This window comes from Streptomyces sp. NPDC033165, assembly GCF_055577965.1.
In genome coordinates this window covers 383,266-401,418 of record NZ_JBVIPK010000004.1, presented here as the reverse complement: position 1 = coordinate 401,418, position 18,153 = coordinate 383,266, and the positions used below count along the sequence as shown (strand labels likewise).

The 18,153-nt window shown below is 73.3% G+C and carries 17 protein-coding genes and 3 pseudogenes; 7 read left to right on the top strand and 13 right to left on the bottom strand.

Features of this window, described 5'->3' with window-relative positions:
* Positions 1 to 293 precede the first annotated feature (293 nt).
* From ACZ5WC_RS12910 to ACZ5WC_RS12895, 4 genes and pseudogenes are all read right to left on the bottom strand, one after another.
* A pseudogene (locus ACZ5WC_RS12910) lies at positions 294 to 437 on the bottom strand (ABC transporter permease); the annotation flags it as partial.
* Between the two features lie 176 nt (positions 438 to 613).
* Positions 614 to 940 (bottom strand): DUF1048 domain-containing protein, encoded by a 327-nt coding sequence (locus ACZ5WC_RS12905; protein WP_468540827.1) that lies wholly within the window; start codon positions 938 to 940, stop codon positions 614 to 616.
* A 1-nt stretch (position 941) separates the two neighbouring features.
* Positions 942 to 1,298 (bottom strand): DUF1048 domain-containing protein, encoded by a 357-nt coding sequence (locus ACZ5WC_RS12900; RefSeq protein WP_468540826.1) that lies wholly within the window; start codon positions 1,296 to 1,298, stop codon positions 942 to 944.
* The gene (locus ACZ5WC_RS12895; protein WP_384058974.1) at positions 1,295 to 1,621 is read right to left on the bottom strand and encodes a PadR family transcriptional regulator; all 327 of its coding nucleotides are present in this window, start codon (positions 1,619 to 1,621) and stop codon (positions 1,295 to 1,297) included. Before ACZ5WC_RS12895 ends, ACZ5WC_RS12900 begins: the two co-directional genes overlap by 4 nt.
* A gap of 143 nt (positions 1,622 to 1,764) precedes the next feature.
* On the opposite strand from ACZ5WC_RS12895, the pseudogene ACZ5WC_RS12890 reads away from it, so the two are divergent.
* Positions 1,765 to 2,012, top strand: a pseudogene (locus ACZ5WC_RS12890) (VOC family protein); the annotation flags it as partial.
* Positions 2,013 to 2,084: 72 nt separating this feature from the next.
* On the opposite strand, the gene ACZ5WC_RS12885 reads toward ACZ5WC_RS12890, so the two are convergent.
* From ACZ5WC_RS12885 to ACZ5WC_RS12855, 7 genes are all read right to left on the bottom strand, one after another.
* Positions 2,085 to 3,008, bottom strand: a complete 924-nt coding sequence (locus ACZ5WC_RS12885) for a LysR family transcriptional regulator (RefSeq protein WP_468540825.1) — start codon at positions 3,006 to 3,008, stop codon at positions 2,085 to 2,087.
* A 46-nt stretch (positions 3,009 to 3,054) separates the two neighbouring features.
* Positions 3,055 to 4,254 carry a glycine C-acetyltransferase gene (locus ACZ5WC_RS12880; RefSeq protein ID WP_096626128.1) on the bottom strand — a complete coding sequence of 400 codons (1,200 nt, stop codon included), beginning with the start codon at positions 4,252 to 4,254 and terminating at the stop codon, positions 3,055 to 3,057.
* 47 nt (positions 4,255 to 4,301) lie between these two features.
* A complete protein-coding gene (gene tdh, locus ACZ5WC_RS12875; protein WP_468540824.1) occupies positions 4,302 to 5,330 on the bottom strand; it encodes an L-threonine 3-dehydrogenase in 1,029 nt (342 codons plus the stop codon).
* A gap of 305 nt (positions 5,331 to 5,635) precedes the next feature.
* Entirely contained in the window at positions 5,636 to 7,897 is a 2,262-nt protein-coding gene (locus tag ACZ5WC_RS12870) for a bifunctional serine/threonine-protein kinase/ABC transporter substrate-binding protein (RefSeq protein ID WP_468540823.1), read from the bottom strand.
* 1 nt (position 7,898) lies between these two features.
* Positions 7,899 to 10,094 (bottom strand): bifunctional serine/threonine-protein kinase/ABC transporter substrate-binding protein, encoded by a 2,196-nt coding sequence (locus tag ACZ5WC_RS12865; RefSeq protein ID WP_468540822.1) that lies wholly within the window; start codon positions 10,092 to 10,094, stop codon positions 7,899 to 7,901.
* A gap of 9 nt (positions 10,095 to 10,103) precedes the next feature.
* Complete coding sequence (locus ACZ5WC_RS12860; protein ID WP_468540978.1) at positions 10,104 to 10,871, bottom strand: hypothetical protein; 768 nt, start codon at positions 10,869 to 10,871, stop codon at positions 10,104 to 10,106.
* 365 nt (positions 10,872 to 11,236) lie between these two features.
* Positions 11,237 to 11,476, bottom strand: a complete 240-nt coding sequence (locus ACZ5WC_RS12855) for an FAD-dependent oxidoreductase (protein ID WP_468540821.1) — start codon at positions 11,474 to 11,476, stop codon at positions 11,237 to 11,239.
* Positions 11,477 to 11,719: 243 nt separating this feature from the next.
* Here ACZ5WC_RS12855 and ACZ5WC_RS12850 point away from each other — a divergent pair.
* The 3 genes and pseudogenes from ACZ5WC_RS12850 to ACZ5WC_RS12840 form a co-directional block, all read left to right on the top strand.
* Positions 11,720 to 11,935 (top strand): annotated as a pseudogene (locus ACZ5WC_RS12850) (hypothetical protein); the annotation flags it as partial.
* A 95-nt stretch (positions 11,936 to 12,030) separates the two neighbouring features.
* Complete coding sequence (locus tag ACZ5WC_RS12845) at positions 12,031 to 14,466, top strand: GTPase-associated protein 1-related protein (RefSeq protein ID WP_468540820.1); 2,436 nt, start codon at positions 12,031 to 12,033, stop codon at positions 14,464 to 14,466.
* 61 nt (positions 14,467 to 14,527) lie between these two features.
* A complete protein-coding gene (locus tag ACZ5WC_RS12840) occupies positions 14,528 to 15,187 on the top strand; it encodes an MSMEG_1061 family FMN-dependent PPOX-type flavoprotein (protein ID WP_468540819.1) in 660 nt (219 codons plus the stop codon).
* Between the two features lie 176 nt (positions 15,188 to 15,363).
* Here the strand turns inward: ACZ5WC_RS12840 and ACZ5WC_RS12835 are convergent, their stop codons facing one another.
* Positions 15,364 to 15,828: an ATP-binding protein gene (locus ACZ5WC_RS12835; RefSeq protein WP_468540818.1), complete on the bottom strand. Its 465-nt coding sequence runs from the start codon at positions 15,826 to 15,828 to the stop codon at positions 15,364 to 15,366.
* A gap of 155 nt (positions 15,829 to 15,983) precedes the next feature.
* Here ACZ5WC_RS12835 and ACZ5WC_RS12830 point away from each other — a divergent pair, with 155 nt between their 5' ends.
* The 3 genes from ACZ5WC_RS12830 (at position 15,984) to ACZ5WC_RS12820 (ending at position 17,683) form a co-directional block, all read left to right on the top strand.
* Positions 15,984 to 16,868 carry a helix-turn-helix domain-containing protein gene (locus tag ACZ5WC_RS12830; protein WP_468540817.1) on the top strand — a complete coding sequence of 295 codons (885 nt, stop codon included), beginning with the start codon at positions 15,984 to 15,986 and terminating at the stop codon, positions 16,866 to 16,868.
* Positions 16,865 to 17,110, top strand: coding sequence for a DUF397 domain-containing protein (locus tag ACZ5WC_RS12825; protein ID WP_468540816.1), 246 nt, complete (start codon positions 16,865 to 16,867; stop codon positions 17,108 to 17,110). Before ACZ5WC_RS12830 ends, ACZ5WC_RS12825 begins: the two co-directional genes overlap by 4 nt.
* Before the next feature lie 123 nt (positions 17,111 to 17,233).
* On the top strand, positions 17,234 to 17,683 hold the full coding sequence (locus ACZ5WC_RS12820) for a hypothetical protein (RefSeq protein ID WP_468540815.1): 450 nt from the start codon (positions 17,234 to 17,236) through the stop codon (positions 17,681 to 17,683).
* 60 nt (positions 17,684 to 17,743) lie between these two features.
* On the opposite strand, the gene msrB is transcribed toward ACZ5WC_RS12820, so the two are convergent.
* A complete protein-coding gene (gene msrB / locus ACZ5WC_RS12815) occupies positions 17,744 to 18,151 on the bottom strand; it encodes a peptide-methionine (R)-S-oxide reductase MsrB (RefSeq protein ID WP_096626082.1) in 408 nt (135 codons plus the stop codon).
* Positions 18,152 to 18,153 lie beyond the last annotated feature (2 nt).

Sequence of the window (18,153 nt, the reverse complement as noted above, 5' to 3'; positions counted from 1 at the left end):
TCACGAGGCCCTGCCATCTGCCCTCCGCCGTGTCTAGGCTTGAGCCATGCGCCCCCGAAGAGGCACCCGTCCGCCCCCCTTCGCACCGGCCCGTACCGGGCATCCGGGCGGCCGGGACAAGGGCCCGGATTTCACCCGGGGCCTGCAGCGCACTGAGTACACGCTGTTTCTGGCCGCCGTGCTTCTCATCACAGCCGGGGCTGTCGGTGACTCGTGGTGGCTGATCGGCGGCGGGGCGTGGGCTCTCATCTCCGCCGTCCTGATCGAAATGATCTACCGACCGTGACCAGCTCTGGCTGGTACTCGGCGATCGGCTGGAGCCAGCCGGGCATGGTGTCGGCCGGGATGAAGGCGCCGGAGATGAGGGGGAGGAGGATCAGCGGCATGGCCATGTTGCCGGCGGCCTCGGGATGGGGGCCGGCCAGGCCCATACCGACGTACTCCCCGAAGGCACGGGCATGACCGGGCCAGGTCTCACCGGCCGACTCGACCACCTCGGTGGACAGGACCTGCGGCGGCTTCCGACGGTCGGCCGGTCCGCGTCTGTTCGCGCGGCGCCGAGCCGAACGAACCGCTCGTGCGGGCCACGCCCACGGACAGGAGGCGGCGGGCGCTACTTCTCCGCCGCGCCGGTTTGCCTGGCGATGGACTCCTGGTAGACGTCCGCATAGGTGCGTGAGTCCTTGACCAGGTCGTCGCAGAACGCGGCGACGTCCGTGCCGATCAGTTCCAGGACCCCCTTGCCCGCGGCGACGCCTTCCTCGAAGAAGTCGACGATCCCGGGAAGCAGTGGCCCGTCAGGCAGGTCGACCGGTCCGATCTTGAAAAGGTACTTCTGCATCTCCTTGTAGACGATTTGGTAGTCCGGCGGGAGCGCCTTGACCCGAGCCGTATGCGCGCGCCACTGTTTCTTGCCCTCGATGATGTCCTGGATACCCACGTCAGCCTCCCAGCCGGTTCAGTTTCCTCGCGACGTTCCTGTTCAACTGCTCGCGCCACCGGTCTCGGTAGGTGCGGGCCCCTTCTCCGCCGGCCAGCGCCGTGCAGAAGCCGGGGATGTCGTCTCCGAGCACCTCGTGGACGCCCTGCCCGTCCGCCGCCGCCTCTTCGAGCAGCCCCAGGGCGGCATCGAGGATCGGCATCAGGTTGCGGCCGGTGAAGTCCCCATGGGGAACGATGTGGACCTTGACCTGTCCCCAAGCCTCCCGGTGGTCGTCCGGCAGGGCCTCGGCCCGCGCTTCGAACGCCTTCCACTCCCTGGTGAGATCGCTGCCGGTGATGGTCTCCCAGAAGTTCATCTCCCGCCCTCCTTGAGCCTGTCGATGCGTGATGAGACGTACTGCCATTTCGTCCAGAACTTCGCGAGCTCCTCGCGTCCGGCGGCGTTGAGCGCGTAGAACTTGCGCGGCGGACCGACGCCGGACGGCCGTTTCGTCACCTGGACGAGTTTGTTCCTCTCCAGTCGCAGCAAGATGGTGTACACCGTCCCCTCGATGACGTCGGTGAAGCCGAGCTCGTTCAGCTGACGGGTGATGGCGTAGCCGTAGGTTTCCTCGCTACCGATGATTTCGAGCACGCACCCTTCGAGCGTGCCTTTCAACATCTCCGTCAGGTCATCCATCGCGAGTCCTCCTCGGCCCAGCGGTACTGCGTAGCACCGAGTACCACTATACGGTATCACCGAGTAGTGGGGGCTGTCAGCGATCCGCTCACGTGGACCGGACGCTGCGACCCGCAAAGCGAAGGCGGAGATCCAACGCGCCCCTGCCCCAACACGCTGAACCTGGCAGAGAAGTCGTCCGCGACGACAACGAGGCCGTCGCCTCATACCGTGACGCGCCCGGCTTGAACCGGTGGAGGACACCGACCGGGGAGACGGCACCCGCTGGGTGGTGGTGCGCCCGCGCGGGACGGCGGCCGGTACAGGGCTGCTGCTGGCCCGCACCAAGGGCGTCGGTCATCGTGCTGGGCGAAGGGGCCATCGCGGCGCTGCCGCGCGGGGCGGCCGGATCACGGGGGGGGCGGGTCCATGGGCCGCGGGATCGGACGTTCGGTCCGCCTCATCCGGCCGGGAGGTGCGGTGCTCACGCCCGCGCGAGTCCCGCCTCCCGTACCGCCACCGCCTCCATCGCCGCCAGCACCGGCCGGATCAGCGGATGGCCCTCGGCCCCCTGGCGTACGGCCGCGAAGACCCGGCGGGTGGGGGCGCTGCCCTCGACCGGGCGGACGACCACCCGGGTCAGCTCCATCCCGCGCAGGGCCGAGCGCGGCACCAGCGCCACCCCCGCGTCCGCCCCGGCCAGCGCGACCACCGCCCGGAAGTCGTCCGACGAGTGCTCCAGGCGCGGGGCGAACCCGGCGAATTCGCAGGCCAGGACCACCACGTCATGGCAGGGGTTCCCCGGGTAGGGACCGATCCACGGGTCCTTCGCGAGGTCCGCGACCGCCACCTGGGCCTGGTCCGCGAGGCGGTGGTCCACCGGGAGCACCGCGTCGAAGGGCTCCGAGTACAGAGGGACGCGGGTGAGACGGCGGTCGTCCTCGGCGGGGGCGCCCCGGTACTCCACGGCCACCGCCACGTCGACCTGCCGGTCCAGCACCATCGGCACGCTCGCGTCGCCCTCCGCGTCCTGGACCCGGACCCGGATGCCGGGCGCGGTGCGGGCGAGCTCCGTGAGGGCGGGGGCGAGGACGAGGCCGATGCCGGTGGCGAACGCGGCGACCGTGACCGTACCGGCGATGCCGGCGCTGTAGTCGGCGAGCTCCGCCTCGGCCCGCTCCAGCTGGGCCAGGACCACGTTGGCGTGGCTGAGGAGGATCTCGCCCGCGGAGGTGAGCCGGGCCCCGCGCGCCCCGCGTTCGACGAGCCGGTGACCGGTCTCCTGCTCCAGGGCGGCGAGCTGCTGGGACACCGCGGAGGGCGTCAGGTACAACGCGGCGGCGGCCGCGGTCACCGTGCGGTGGTCGGCCACCGCACGGAGGATTCGCAGCCGCCGCGCATCGATCATGTGCCCATTGTCCCAGGTGGCGGAGGACCGCCCACCCGGTGAGCGGTTACGCCTCCGCGTCCAGCGCCGCCCGCGCGTCGACGAACGCGTCCACCGCGCGGTTCACGTCGGCGGTGGAGTGCGCGGCCGAGAGCTGGACCCGGATACGGGCCGCGCCCTGCGGGACGACGGGGTACGAGAACCCGATCACGTACACACCGCGCTCCAGGAGCAGTTCCGCCATCCGGCCCGCCTTCGCGGCGTCCCCGATCATGACGGGGGCGATGGCGTGGTCGCCGGGCAGGACGTCGAAGCCCTCCGCGGTCATCCGGGTACGGAACAGCTCGGTGTTGGCGTTGAGCTGCTCGCGCAGGTCCCCGGCCGACTCCAGCAGGTCGATGACCTTGAGGGACGCGGCGGCGATGACCGGGGCGAGGGTGTTGGAGAAGAGGTACGGGCGCGAGCGCTGGCGCAGCAGGGCGACGATCTCGGCGCGGGCCGCGACGTAACCGCCGGAGGCCCCGCCGAGTGCCTTGCCGAGGGTGCCGGTGATGATGTCGACCCGGTCCATGACGCCGTGGAGCTCGGGCGTGCCGCGGCCGCCGGGACCCACGAAGCCGACGGCGTGCGAGTCGTCGACCATGACCATCGCGTCGTAGCGGTCTGCCAGGTCGCAGATCTCCTGGAGCGGGGCGACGTAACCGTCCATCGAGAAGACGCCGTCGGTGACGATCAGACGGCGGCGGGCCCCGGAGGCCTCCTTGAGCTGCTTCTCCAGGTCGGCCATGTCCCGGTTGACGTAGCGGTGGCGCTGAGCCTTGGAGAGCCGGATGCCGTCGATGATCGAGGCGTGGTTGAGGGCGTCGGAGATCACCGCGTCCTCCGCGCCGAGCAGGGTCTCGAAGACACCGCCGTTGGCGTCGAAGCAGGAGGAGTAGAGGATCGTGTCCTCCTGGCCGAGGAAGGCCGAGAGCCGCTGCTCCAGCTCCTTGTGGACCTCCTGGGTGCCGCAGATGAAGCGGACGGAGGCCATCCCGTAGCCCCAGCGGTCCAGCGCCTCGTGGGCGGCGGCGATGACCTCGGGGTGGTCGGCCAGGCCCAGGTAGTTGTTGGCGCAGAAGTTGAGGACCTCGCCGGGGCGGCCGCCGGAGGTGACGGCCACGGTCGCGGACTGCGGGGTGCCGATGACGCGCTCGGGCTTGTGCAGCCCGGCGGCGCGGATCTCGTCGAGGGTGGTGCGCAGATCGTCGCGTACGGAGTCGAACATGCCGGATTCCTTTAAGGGTTCGAGGAGAAGTTCGAAGGTCAGACGGGTCAGACGGTCCAGTCGAGGATGACCTTGCCGCCGAGGCCGCTCGCGGCGTCGTCGAAGGCCGCCTCGAAGTCGCGGTAGCCGTACCGGCCGGTGATCACGGGGGCGAGGTCGAGGCCGCCCTCCAGCAGGACGGACATGGCGTACCAGGTCTCGTACATCTCGCGGCCGTAGATCCCCTTGACGGTGATCATCGAGGTGACGATCCGGGACCAGTCGACGGCGAACTCCTCGGCGGGCAGTCCGAGCATCGCGATCCGGCCGCCGTGCGTCATGTTCGCGACCATGTCGCGCATCGCCTCGGGGCGGCCGGACATCTCCAGGCCGATGTCGAAGCCCTCGCGCAGGCCGAGCTCGCGCTGTCCGTCCGCGATGGTCCGGTCCGCGACGTTGAGGGCGAGGCTGACGCCGACCTTGCGGGCGAGCGCGAGGCGGGCCTCGCTGACGTCCGTGATGACCACATTGCGGGCACCGGCGTGCTTGGCGACGGCGGCGGCCATGATGCCGATCGGTCCGGCGCCGGTGATCAGGACGTCCTCGCCGACCAGCGGGAAGGACAGCGCGGTGTGCACCGCGTTGCCGAACGGGTCGAAGATCGCGGCGATGTCGAGGTCGACGGGGACCCGGTGCACCCACACATTGGAGGCGGGCAGCGCGACGTACTCGGCGAACGCGCCGTCCCGGCCGACGCCGAGGCCGATCGTGGAGCGGCAGAGGTGACGGCGGCCCGCGAGACAGTTGCGGCACTTGCCGCACACGAGGTGGCCCTCGCCGCTGACCAGGTCGCCGACCGCGATGTCGACGACGTCGGAACCGGTCGCGGCGACCTCGCCGACGAACTCGTGGCCGAGGACGAGCGGGGTGGTGACCGCCTGCTGCGCCCAGCCGTCATAGGCCCGGATGTGCAGGTCGGTGCCGCAGATCCCGGTGCGCAGGACCTTGATCAGGACGTCGGTGGGGCCGTACTCCGGCTCCGGCACGTCCATCAGCCACAGTCCCGGTTCGGCCTTCTGCTTGACGAGTGCCTTCACGGCTGCGGCTCCCTGACGTGGTGCGCGGGTGGTGGACACCCCGGGCCTGGGGGCATGTCGGAGGAACCCTGCGGCCCGGGGTGGTCTTTTCGGGGTGACCCCTTGCGAAGGGGCACGGCGGGACGGGACGGAGCACGTCGTACGTCGCGCAGCTCCACGCGCCGTCCTCGGCCGTCACGGAGAAATCTGCCGTACGGACGGGGCCGGGGTCCATCGAGGATTTCTTAAGCGCGCCCGCAGGAGATCTTCATGCCTGGCCGTGGCTTCACCGACCGCTGCCGCCGGCTGCCCGGTGCCGGCCCGGCTCAGAGCTCGTCGTACGGGCCCAGGAAGCGCGGGCGGCCGTTCTCGATCCGGTAGAGGAAGATCCCGTTCTCGTGCCGCGCCTGGCGGGTCGAGGCGTGGAAGGCGAGGGTCCGCACGATCCCCCGGTGCTCGGTCCGGACGAGCCGGCGGGCCATGCCGCTGCGCAGCTCGGCCGAGGCACTGGTGGCCCCGGCGGCGCGGGCGATCAGGTGGACCGCGTCGTACGCCTCGGCGGCCCAGGTGGCGGGGGGTGCGCCGAAGCGCTTGCGGTGGGCGGCGGTGAACGCCCGGGCCGCGGGGAGGGCCGCGGGGTCGGCGTACGCCTCGGCGAAGACCCAGCCGTCGGCGGCCCGGCCCGCTCCGGTGAGGAAGGCGGGCCCGAGGGCGGGCCCGGCGGCGAGCCGGGTGCCGGTGAAGCCCGCGTCCGCCAGGGCGGTGGCCAGCCGGGCGGCCCGGGACGCGTCGCCGCCCGCGTGCACGACGGCGTCCGCCCGGGCGGTCACGGCTTTGCGGGCAGCCCCGCCGTAACCCGCGGCGCCCCGGGGAAGCGGGTGCTCGACGAGGGTGGCGCCGGTCGGGGTGGCGTTGCGGAGCGCGCCGCCGATCTCGCCGCCGAGCACCGGATCGGCCGCGTCCTGGACGAGGAGGATGCGCTTGGCGGGGCGGGCGTGGACGAGGTAGCCGATGAGGCCGGTGGCGAGCGCGCGGTCGAGGGTGCGGGTGAGGCAGAGGTGGAGGTCGGCACCGGAGCCGGTCTCGACGGTGGTGGCCCCCGCCGCGACGACGACCGCGGCGAGCCGCGCCCTGGCGTACCGCTCGACGGTCTCCTCCCGCAGCACGTCACCAGTCGGCCCGACGACCGCGATGACCTCGGGGTCCGCGCCCAGCCGGTCAGCCGTCCGGAGTGCCTGCCGGGGGTCCCCGGCGTCGTCCTCGGTCCGCAGGGCGAGCCGGAGCGCCGGGTCCTTGCGGGCGTTGTGGTCGGCGACCGCGAGTTCGACGCCGCGCCGGTGGGCCAGGCCCGTGGCCCGCCCGGGTCCGCTGAGATCGGCGTGGAGCCCGATCGTGTACGTGGGCGGCTCCCCGGAGCCCGCGGAGGGAACGCCGCTCCCCGCTCGACGCTGCCGCCCGGCGAGCCACGCGGCGGTGGAGCCGCCGGTGAGGAGGACGGCTCCGGCCGCCCCTGCGGTCAGGAGCCTCCGCCGGGAGAGCCGGGAGAGCCGCAAGCGGCGGGGCTCTGTGCCGTCCTCGCCGCCGTCCCGGGTGCGGTCCTCGCCGCCGTCCCCGGCCGGGGTGAGCGTGGTCGGCAGCGGCTCGGGGTCGGGCAGCGCGAGGGCGGCGGCTGACCGCTCGGCGATCAGCGCGGTGAGCCCGGCGGGGATGACCCAGGGGGTCGAACCGTCCGGTCCCGTCCCCGGTTGCCCCCAGGCCTCGCGGGGGTCGCGGGGGTCGGGAGGCGACGCCCCTGCGCCCGGATCCGCCGCGATCCGCCGGGCGGGCGGGCGGTCCGACGGGTCCTTGGCCAGGCAGGCGGTGATCACGGGGAGCAGGGCGGGGGGCACGCCTGTCAGGTCCGGGTCCTCGTGGATCGTGCGGTACAGGACGCCCGCCGCGCCGCCCTCGCCGAACGGGGGGCGGCCAGTCGCCGCGTACACGAGGACGCAGCCGAGCGAGAACACGTCGCACGCCGGTCCGAGCGGCCCGGCCGTCGCCTGTTCGGGGGCGAGGTAGCCGGGGGTGCCGATCACCGCGTCGGTGGCGGTCAGCGCGGTCGCGCCCTCGTGGCGGGCGATCCCGAAGTCGATGAGGCGGGGGCCGTCGAGGGCGAGGAGCACGTTGCCGGGTTTCACGTCGCGGTGGATCAGCCCGGCCGTGTGCACCGCGGCGAGCGCCTCCGCCAGCCGGCGGCCCAGCGCCGCCACGGTGTCGGGCAGCAGTGCACCCCCGGCGCCTACCACCTCGCCCAGCGAGGGGCCCGGGACGTACGCGGTCGCCAGCCACGGTTCGCGGGCCTCCGTGTCCGCGCCGAGCACCGGGACGGTCCAGGGGCCGGAGACCCTGGCGGCGGCCTCGGCCTCGCGGCGGAAGCGGGCCCGGAACGCGGGGTCGGCGGCGTGCTCGGCCCGGATCACTTTGACGGCGGCGAGCGCCCCGCCCGCCGAGCGCGCCAGGTGGACCACGCCCATGCCGCCCGCGCCGAGCCGGGCCAGGGTCCGGTAGGGGCCGATGGTGCGGGGGTCCTCGGAGGTGAGGGGCCGCACGTCAGCTCTGCGGCTTCGGGGCCGGGCCGAGGTAGCGGTGGCGGCCGTCCTCCACCCGGTACAGGTGGGCGTCCTGGCCGACCAGTTGCTGGTCCTCCTTGTCGAACGCGTAGGTGCGGGAGATGCCTTCGTACTGGGCGGCGGCGATCGCCGCCGTGAGCTCCGGGCGGGTTGGGCGGCCGTCCCCGGAGGGGGACGCGCTCGGCCCGCGGCTCGGGGTCGCTCCCTTCGTGGCGCTGTCGGCCAGGGCGCCCAGTTCGCGGGCGACGAGGCCTGTGACGTCGTACGCCTCGGCGGCCCAGGGTGCGGGCGGCGCGCCGAAGCGCTTGCGGTGGGCGGCGGTGAACGCGGTCGCCGCGGGTGCGCTCGCGTCGGTGAACGGCGTGACGAACTCCCACCCGTCGGCGGACTTGCCGGCCCGCTCCAGGAACTCCGGTGCCATGGCGGTGTGCTGGGCCAGGCGCGGGCCCTTGAAGGGGGTGGCGGCCAGGGCGCGGGCGGTACGGGCCGCCCCTGCCGCGTCTCCTGCGTAGAAGATGGCGTCGCTGCGGTGGTCGAGGAAGTCGGCGACGACCGGGGCGAGTTCGGTGGCCCCGGCGGGCACCACGCGCGGGTGGGTGGTACCGGTGGTGAGGCTTGGCGTCAGCAGGTTCGTGGCGTAGCCCGCCTGGTATGCGGCCTGCCCGCCGGACCGGTCGATCAGGACGCCCAGCCGCTCGACGTCGGGACGCAGGAGGAGGCGGCGGACGATGGGGAACGAGAGGACCGCGTAGGAGGGGGCGGCCTGGAAGAAGGAGCCGTTGACCCGGGCCGGGAAGGTGATCTGGAGGGCCGACACCGTCAGGACCGCCAGCGCCGCTTCGTCGTACGCGGCGAGCGCCGCCCCCGTCGTGGCGTCACCGGTGGGGCCGATGACCGCGAGGACCTCCGGGTCGCGGGCGAACTCCTCGGCGACCCGGGCGGAGCGGCCCGGGTCCCCCCGGTCGTCGAGGACCTTCACGGCGAGCCTGAAGGGCTGCCCGTCCAGCGAGTTGAAGCGGTCGACGGCGAGGCGCACACCGCGCTCCTGGGCCCGCCCGGCCGCCTCCTGAGGACCCGTCAGGTCGGCGTGCACGCCGATGATCACTCGGCGTCCACCGGACGCGCCGCCCGTCCCGCCGCCCCCGGTGCCGCTCCCGGTCAGCCGTACGGCGGCGAAGGCTCCCGCACCGAGGGCCGCCGCGCCGCCCGCCGCGTACAGCAGGAACCTCCGCCGGTCGGGGGTGGGCGGCGGCGGGGCGGGTTCGTCGGCGACGGTGGCGTCGATGCCGGGCAGGGCCAGCAGGGCGGCGGACCGGTCCGCGATGATCCGGACGACGTCCTCGGGCAGCCAGTCGGCGCTCGCCCCGCCCGGCGCGTCCCCCGGTATCAGCGTGCCGAGGTCGGCGGCGGCCGGGCGCGCCGCCGGGTCCTTGTCGAGGCACCGCTCCAGCAGGCGGCGCAGTGCCGGGTCGTCGATGCCGTCCAGGTCCGGGGCGTCGTGCACGGTGCGGTAGAGGAGGGCGTCGACCGCGCCGCTGCCGAAGGGCGGCTGCCCGGTGGCCGCGTAGGCGAGGAGGCAGCCGAGCGAGAAGACGTCCCCGGCGGGCCCGGCGCCGTCGCCGGACGCCTGCTCGGGCGGGAGGAAGCCGGGGGTGCCGACGATGAGTCCGGTGGCGGTCAGCGCGGTGGCGTCGGCGGTGCGGGCGATCCCGAAGTCGATCAGCCGGGGCCCGTCGGCCGTGAGGAGGACGTTGCCCGGTTTGACGTCGCGGTGGACGAGTCCGGCCGCGTGCACCGCGCCCAGTGCGCGGGCGAGCAGTCCGCCGAGGACGGTGACGCTGCGCACGGGCAGCGGCCCGCGCCGGACGACGACGTCCGAGAGGGTCGGCCCGGCAACGAACTCCGTTGCCAGCCAGGGCCGTTCGGCCTCGGTGTCCGCTCCGGTGACGCGCACGGCCCAGGGGCTGTCCACCCGCCGTGCGGCCTCGGCCTCGCGGCGGAACCGGGTCCGGAAGTCCTCGTCCCCGGCGTACTCGGGGAGGATCACCTTGATGGCGGCGAGCCTCCCGGCGTCGGTGCGTCCGAGGTAGACGACGCCCATGCCGCCCGCTCCGAGGCGGCCCAGGAGCCGGTGTCCGCCGATCCGGGCGGGGTCGGTGGGTCGCAGATCGTCCATCGGCCGGCCTCAGCTCTGCTTCTCGACGGCGGATTCGAGCCGGACCAGCATGGCGGCCTGCGCCTCGGTGACCAGGGCGTCGACCTCCCGCGCGGTGCGGCCCTTCGCCCCCTTGCCGGTCACGGCGATGGTGAACTGGAGGACCTGCGCCTGCTGCCAGGAGTAGGGGTGCGGCCCGCCCAGCTCGGCGCTCCGGTACTCCCCCGACTCGTTCAGGAAGTCCTCGGAGTTGTTCTGGTTCACCTCGCCGCCGAGGAGCGCGCCCGCGACCAGGGAGGCGATCCGCTCGCCCGCGCGCAGGTGCTGGGTGGGGCAGCGCATGGACTCCTCGATCGACTCCGCCATCTCCCAGGCCGCGTCCTCGCGGGTGCGGTGGACGGTGACGACGGCGGCGAGGCGCAGCGGCCCCTTGTCCGCTTCGGCGGGCACCTCGAAGGACCGGGTGAGCGTGGCCAGGACGTGGGCGGCGGGCTTGCGCTGCTGCCAGACGCAGTCCGTCCCGAGCACGGCCCAGGTCGCCGGTCCGCTCTCGTACGGGCTCCGCTTGACCACCCCGGGCCCGAAGCTGCCGGGGTCGGCGATGACGCGGCCGATGAGGTCGAGCGCGGCCGCCCGGGTCTTCGGGAGCCGGGCGGGGTCCGGTTGGATCGCGTACGGGGCTTCGGCGGACGGCCCGGCCCCGGCCTCGGTGCTCCGGCCAGACTCCTCGGGGGCGTTGGAGCGCTCGGCCCCGGGGGTGCCCGTGTCCGCCGTGCAGCCGGTGAGCAGGAGAGGCAGAAGCACCAGCGGAAGAACGGACCGGACTCTCGTTAACGGCACCCGACTGTTCACAGCGCTCTCCCCGTTTCCCCTCGACGCCACGTCGATCATAGGTTCGCCCGGCCGGTCGGGGGGTGTCGTTCGGGGACTGTTGCGCCATCGGTACGTAAGGGCGGGCACCCGTCAGCCCGGTTCGGAACGGGCGATGGCCAACATCCGCTCGGCGCGGGAACGCTGGACCGGCTGACCGAGGAACTCCACCGGCGGGTGCGCACGGACGAACTCCTCCGGCATGGCCCGACGGCTCCGGCCGGAAGCCCGCCGGAACGACGGGCGTGCCGCCCCCTCGCAAGGACGGCACGCCCGTCACCGTGGCCGCGCCCCTACGCGCTGCCGCGGCGGCCGCGAGTGCGGCGGCCAGGTGGACGACGGCTCCCGCGCCGAACGCCCAGGCATACCCGCCGCGTTGCGTGGGCCCCCGCGTCGACCACGACGACCCGGCGGCGGGCCCGTGCCAGGGCCAGCGCCGCGTTGAGGCCCCCGGCCCCGGCCCCGATGACGACGACATCGGCGTCGCTGCCGCGCTCGAACCCGACCCGTGAACCGCTCCGTGAACCCGTCATGTCCGTCCCTCTCGTTCCACTCGTGCTGCCCCGCGCCCGCCCCTCGACCGGCACCGCCCACAGGGTGCGATCCGCGTCCCGCACCGGACAACGTTTGTTGCCGATTCCGCAACGGGCGGGCGGAATGAGCAACATGAAACGTTCGCCTGCGCTCTCCCAGGTCCTCGACGAGGTGGGTCCCCGGCTACGCCGACTGCGTACGCGGCGGGGGCTGTCGCTCACCGCGATCGCCGAGGCGACCGGCACTGGTTCGGCACCACGGGGGAAGGTCCGGTGGAGGTGCTCAGCCTGTTCGGGCGGCAGGGGGAGCGTATGCACGTGCGGGCAAGGCCCCGCGCCGGGGGCGGACGGTCTGGTGGAGCGGGTCCAGCAGACGGTGTTCGACGCGGGCCGCTTTCCGCACCCCCGCATGGCGCCGACGGAGGTGCTGCTGACCCCGGCCGGTCGCACGGTCCTTGATAACGTCGCCCCCGCGACTGTGGACTTCTCCCCCGACCCGGTCGCGCGGGTGGGCGGAAGGGGACCGGGCGCGGCAGGACGAAGAGGGCCGACAGATGAGCCTTGCACAGGTGCACTACACCTCCGACGCGCCGGGGGACGAGGGAACGGCGGTCCGTATCAAGGCTGTTGGGCCCGGGGTGTCGGGAGCGCTGCGCACGGAGATCGAACCGCTGGTCGCGTACGAGCTACCCGAGGGGCCCGCGCACTCCCCCACCGAACTGCACGCGCTGCCGCAGGCGTTCACCTATGCCGTGCTCTCCGACGGCAGCCGTCTGGTCGGCCGAACGGCTCCGGCGCGCGGCGATGGGCCGGGGCGCGTACGGTTCCACACGCACGCGGTGCACATACCCGCGGAGGTGCCGCTGCCCGGCGACCGGCTGCCGGTGGAGGCGTGGCGCTCGCCGCACTGGGCCACCGCGGCCCCGTCCGGTGGGACGCCGCCCGACCCGATCACCGCGCTGCCCCCGGGTCCCGCCCCCGTACGGGAGGGGCTCGACGACTTCGCCGTCTCGCGCGGCCCGTGGCTGGCGGCGGTCCTCGCCGATCTGCGCCGGGCGAGCGAACCGGAGCCGCCCGGTGGCGGCCCGGTGGTGCTGGTGGAGAGGCGCAGTGCGGACGTGGCGCGCTGGCTGGGGCTCGCGGCGGTGGCGCTGCCGAGGGAGAGCGTGGAGCGGCTGACGTTCACCACGTACACGCGGCGGCCGGGGAGTTCGGCGTTGCGGGTCGTGGGGGTGCCGCCCGAGGACGCGGCGGCGGCGCGGGAGGCGGGACTGCGGGTCCATGTGTGCGCGGACCGGCCCCCGGTGGACGGCCCCCGGGATGCCTGGGCCCGGACGGCTGCCCGGGTGTGGCGGAGCCGGGCGCCGGAGCTGTTCCAGGAGGCCCGCGAGCTGCCCGGGGGTCCCTTCGCCGCCGGGCCGTTGGCCGTGACGGCCCTGTGCGCCGGGATCGCGCTCGGGCCGGAGGAACGTGCGGCGGCCGCCGCGTGGACGGCCGAGCGGCCCTACGCACTGGACGCGAAGCGAATCGGGCAGTTGGTGGAGGCGCTGACCGGGCCAGGCGTGGATGACCGTACAGGCTCCGAATTCGACGCGGTGGGGCGGCTGTTCGGCGCGCTGGACGGCCGGTGCCCGGCGTCGGTGACCGCGCCGCTCGCCGCGATGCTGGTGACGGAGGCGGTGCGGGGCGGCAACGGTTCGCTGGAGCTGCCCCGCAGGGACGCGTTCGCGGGCCCGGACGGGCAGGCGCTCGCCGAGGCGCTCGCCCCGGAGATCCTGACCGAACTGGAGAGCGGTACGGGCAGGCCCGTACCGGTGGCACGGACCCTGCAACTTCTGCGAGTGGCACGACTGTTGGGCGTCGGGATAGCGGAACTGCTGCCGGACACCGTGGACCGGCTGGCCCGGGAACTGCCGGCCGAGGCCGATGGATCGCCGGAGACACCGGCGTTCGCACCGGCCCTCCTGGAGCTGCTGGACGAGCAGTTCGACGTGCGGACGGCGTTGCTCGCCGCGCTGGACCGGATCACACCGGACGCCCCCGGGGCGGTGGCCCGGTTCCTGACGGCCGTCCCGCTGCCGTTCACCGGCACGCAGGCGCTGCCGCATCTGCGGATGTGCGCCGAGGCGCCGGGGGCGATGGCGACCCTGGGCGGCGACCGGACGGCGGTGTGGCACCGGGTGCTGCGGGCGGCGGGCCTGTCCCCCTTCACCGAGCCACAGGTCCTGCGCACGGCGGTCGGCCTGGTGTGGGAGGACCGGCCCCCGACCGTCGAGGAGGCCCGGCTGCTGCTGGAGGCGGCCACGTCGGACGCGCACCGGGCGGCGGGAACCTGGTCCCGCCCGGTCGACGCGGCCCTCGGCGCCCCGGCCGCCGGTACGGACGAGGCCGCCGCACTCGCCCACGACCTGCTGCGCGCCTTCCCGCAGGAGATCGGCGGCCGCGAGCGGGCCGCACTCCACCTCCTGGACCTCTGCCGCGACCTGCGCACGGGAGCGCCCGAGCCCGGCTGGGCGGAGCGTGTCCGCACCCTGTGCACCCGGGCAGAGCCACTCGAACCGGCCCTGCGGGAAAGGGCGTTCACCGCCCTGGCCGAACGCCTGCTGGCCCCGGACCGCCCCGGCGCGGAGCTGTACGCCTTCATCCACGGCGACGACGCCGAACTGATCGCCGCTTACGACCACGCGGCCCGCACACCCCCGGTCGCCACCCGCCTGCGCACCCAACCCGCCTACGCGGCGGACTGCTTCACCGCCTGGACGTCCCACCCGCACGCGGGCCACGCCTGGACCACCACGGCGAACGCCCTCCTGGACGAGGTGCTGCGCCCTGCCGTACGCGGAATGACGGCGGAGGCCGTCGCGGAGGTCGAGGAGACAGTGAGCCGGACGGGCAGCAGCGGCCGGGCGAACGCCTTCCGCGACTGGAACCGGTCGAGCACGCTGGGGCGGCTGGGTCGCCGGATCGCGGGGCGGGTACGGCGGGGGTGACGCCCCTCCCGACCCCCACCGGCCAAGGGCGGCCGCAGGTCGGCCCCATAGAGTCGGAGGCATGACGACACCCCTCGCCAACAGCGCTTTCGACTCGCTCAGCCTCGACGCCGTACGCGACCAGGAGGCGCTGCGACGGGCCTACGCACTCCCCGGCGACGCGGCCGTTCGCAAGCAGATGACCGAACTCACCGAACAGGCAAGGCGGTTGATCGGCTGCTCCTCGCTGGTCCTGGTCGCCAGCGCGGACGCCGAGGGCAACTGCGACGTCTCCCCGCGCGGCGGTCCCGCCGGGTTCGTCGCCGTCCTGGACGCACGGACGGTGGCGATACCGGACGCGACCGGCAACAAGCGGCTGGACACCCTGCAGAACGTCATCGCCACCGGAAGGGCCGGGCTGCTGTTCGTCATCCCCGGGCGGAGCACCACCCTGCGGGTGAACGGCCGGGCGGTCGTGTCCACCCGCCCGGAGCTGCTGTCGCAGCTGACCGCCGTGGGAAAGCCGCCGGCCAGTGCGCTGGTGCTGGGAATCGAGGAGGTCTACCCGCACTGCCCGAAGTCGCTGCTGCGCAGCGGGGCGTGGAAGCCGGAGCAGTGGCTTCCGACGGACGCCCAGCCGACCTCGGCCGAGGTGACGCTGGCCCAACTGCGGATGCCGGAGCTGACGATCGCCGACATCGAGCAGGCGGAGGCGGACTCGCTGAAGTACCGGTACGAGTAGCGGGCCGGTCCGCACCTGAACACCGGTCGGCCAACGCCCGTGGCCTGCACACCCCAAGAACAGTCGCCCGTCCGCCGTCCGCGTCGGCCTCGTCCGCGTCCCGGCCGGGAGGGCGACGAACTCCGCGTACTGAGCCGGGGCTGACGACGGGGCCGACTGCGGGCCCGCCCCGGCAGTCAGTACAGCAGGTCCAGTTCCGCCCGGACCGTCTTGCCCGGCGGTTCACGGTCGATGACGGCCCAGCGGTCCGCCAACGCGTCCACGATCAGCATCCCGCGCCCGCTGTCGTCACCGTCGGCCGGTGCGGTGATCTCGCCGGGCCCCGGCGGGCGGCACTCACCCCGGGTGTCGGACACCTCGATCCGCAGGACGCCGATGACCTCCCGGTCGCCGGGCGCGTGCGTCAGGCACAGCTCGAAGTCGCGGCCGGGGACCCGCCCGTGGGTCACCGCGTTGGCCGTCAGCTCCCCGATGATCAGCGCCGCCGACTCCGAGGCGTCACTGAGGTACGGGATGCCCCAGGTGTGCAGCTGGTAGAGACCGACCCGGCGGGCGAGCCGGGCACCGCGTGGGTTCGAGCTGAATCGACGCCTGAACACACGTACGGTTACGTCGGGTTGGGCCTTCAAGGGAGCTTCCATGGCCCCAGATTCCCGGCCCACGACGCCTACGCACCAGGTCACCAACTCGTACGCTGAGTCAGCGTACGGGTGCGAAGGGTGGACGGTACGGGTCACGTTCCGTAAGCATGGACGGGTTGGCGAACCAGGGCGGGCGCACGGGGAGGTGGCCGTACATGACGCACGGCACGGATGGCATCGACAGCACGATCGACACGTACGGGACCTTCGGCAACGGCGGCGGGAGCCGCACCGAACCCGAACCGCAGTACACCCTCAAGATGTTCGGAGAAGTAGTCAAGAACTTCCGCAAGCGTGCGGGGCTGACGCAGGAACAGTTCGCCCCGCTCGTCGGGTACTCGACCGAGACCATCGCTTCCGTCGAGCAGGGCCGTCGACTCCCGCCCCCGGACTTCGCGGAGCGCGCGGACGGGGTGCTCGACGCGTTCGGGGTGATCCTGGGCGCGGCGAAGCATCTGACGCGACGGAAAGGGCTGGCGCGTTGGTTCCGGCAGTGGGCGAACCTGGAGCTGACGGCGCTGAGCCTGTACACGTACGAGTGCCGGTTGGTTCCGGGGCTGTTGCAGACACCTGCGTACGCACGGACGCTGTTCACGGACCAGTTGCCGCCGCTCGCCGACGAGCAGATCGAGGCGCAGCTCGCGGCTCGGCTGGAGCGTCAGCAGCTCCTGCGTAACCGGCCGAATACCGCGTTCAGCTTCATCCTCGAAGAGCACCTGTTCCTGAGGGACTTGGGTGGCGAGGAGGTAACCATGGAGCTGATCGACCACATCCTCGACCTGTCCGAGCTGCGCAATGTGGACATCCAGATCATGCCGCTGGTGCGGCATCACCACGCGGGCCTGGACGGGCCGATGCGGCTGCTGGAGACGCCGGAGCACCAGTGGCTCGGCTACTTGGAGGGGCAGGAGCACGGACAGTTCATCTCCGACCCCAAAGTGATCAGCGCGCTCCAGATGCGGTGTGCCAGTATGCGTTCACAGGCTCTCTCGTTGGACGACTCCAAGAGCCTGATGCGGCGGATGCGAGGAGCGAGATGAGCACCACAGACCTGGCCTGGTTCAAGAGCAGCTACAGCGGCGGCGACGGCGACTCCTGCGTGGAGGTCGCCCTGGAGTGGCACAAGTCCAGCTACAGCGGCGGCTCGGGCGACGACTGCGTCGAGGTCGCCGCCTGCCCCTCCACCGTGCACGTCCGCGACTCCAAGATCGAGGAGAGCCCGCAGCTCGCCCTCGCCCCGGCCGCCTGGACGCGCTTCCTCGCGTACGCCGCCCAGGGCTGAGCCCCCCGTTCCTCCGAGGAGCACGCCCGGAGGCTCCGTACGTGCCGGACAGGTACCGTAAAGAGGTACCGATACGACTCGTGGGCCTCCTGGCGGGCTGCGTGAACCCCAGGAGGAACCGACATGACGACCAACCGTGGACGCAAGGACGTCATCCGCGACCGGATGGCCGCCACCGGCGAGTCGTACAACGTCGCCGCCCGCAACCTCAAGGCCATGAAGGACATGGCGGCCACCCGCGACGCCGTCCTCGTGCAGCGGTGGTCGCCCGCCGACGGCTTTGACGTGCCGTGTCCGTGCGGCGGGACCTGTGAGCCCGGCGAGACCTGCGACCGCTGCCACGCCCGCCACCGTCATGTGAAGCGCTACCCCGGCTCCACCACCGAGGTCGAGACCTGGGCCGACCGCTACGAGTGCACCGGCTGCTCGTCCTCGTACACCCTGACCGTCCACCTGGCCGGACGGCCCTGGGGGGTCGCGGAGACGGTCGTGCAGGGCGGATCGGCCGAGGAGGTCGTGCAGGCGACCGTCTTCCCCGGGGTCATCCATCCGCTGCTGCGCGACGAGGGGTGACGCGGGCCCGGACGTGGCGTGCCACGTCCGGGCCGGGGCGCTTCCGTGCGGCCTCGGGCCTCAGCTCTCGTCCGGCGCCAGCCGCAGCGAAATCGAGTTGATGCAGTACCGCTGGTCCGTGGGGGTCGGGTAGCCCTCGCCCTCGAAGACGTGGCCCAGGTGCGAGCCGCAGCGGGCGCAGCGGACCTCGGTGCGGACCATGCCGTGGCTGCGGTCGTCGATCAGCTCGACCGCGTCCGTGTCCTTCGGGTCGTAGAAGGACGGCCAGCCGCAGTGGGACTCGAACTTGGTGTCGGAGCGGAACAGCTCCGCCCCGCAGGCGCGGCAGGAGTAGACGCCCGCCGTCCTGGTGTCGGTGTACTCGCCCTTGAACGCGGGTTCGGTGCCGGCCTGGCGCAGTACCGCGTACTCGGCGGGGGTCAGCTCCGCCCGCCACTGCTCGTCCGGCTTCTCGACGTCGTACGACACGT

Excerpts from the sequence above, each read along its gene's own strand:
- ACZ5WC_RS12900 (WP_468540826.1), bottom strand. The coding sequence starts at position 1,298 with ATGAACTTCTGGGAGACCATCACCGGCAGCGATCTCACCAGGGAGTGG.
- ACZ5WC_RS12895 (WP_384058974.1), bottom strand. The coding sequence starts at position 1,621 with ATGGATGACCTGACGGAGATGTTGAAAGGCACGCTCGAAGGGTGCGTG.
- ACZ5WC_RS12885 (WP_468540825.1), bottom strand. The coding sequence starts at position 3,008 with ATGATCGATGCGCGGCGGCTGCGAATCCTCCGTGCGGTGGCCGACCAC.
- ACZ5WC_RS12880 (WP_096626128.1), bottom strand. The coding sequence starts at position 4,254 with ATGTTCGACTCCGTACGCGACGATCTGCGCACCACCCTCGACGAGATC.
- ACZ5WC_RS12865 (WP_468540822.1), bottom strand. The coding sequence starts at position 10,094 with ATGGACGATCTGCGACCCACCGACCCCGCCCGGATCGGCGGACACCGG.
- ACZ5WC_RS12855 (WP_468540821.1), bottom strand. The coding sequence starts at position 11,476 with ATGACGGGTTCACGGAGCGGTTCACGGGTCGGGTTCGAGCGCGGCAGC.
- ACZ5WC_RS12845 (WP_468540820.1), top strand. The coding sequence starts at position 12,031 with ATGAGCCTTGCACAGGTGCACTACACCTCCGACGCGCCGGGGGACGAG.
- ACZ5WC_RS12840 (WP_468540819.1), top strand. The coding sequence starts at position 14,528 with ATGACGACACCCCTCGCCAACAGCGCTTTCGACTCGCTCAGCCTCGAC.
- ACZ5WC_RS12835 (WP_468540818.1), bottom strand. The coding sequence starts at position 15,828 with ATGGAAGCTCCCTTGAAGGCCCAACCCGACGTAACCGTACGTGTGTTC.
- ACZ5WC_RS12830 (WP_468540817.1), top strand. The coding sequence starts at position 15,984 with ATGACGCACGGCACGGATGGCATCGACAGCACGATCGACACGTACGGG.
- ACZ5WC_RS12825 (WP_468540816.1), top strand. The coding sequence starts at position 16,865 with ATGAGCACCACAGACCTGGCCTGGTTCAAGAGCAGCTACAGCGGCGGC.
- ACZ5WC_RS12820 (WP_468540815.1), top strand. The coding sequence starts at position 17,234 with ATGACGACCAACCGTGGACGCAAGGACGTCATCCGCGACCGGATGGCC.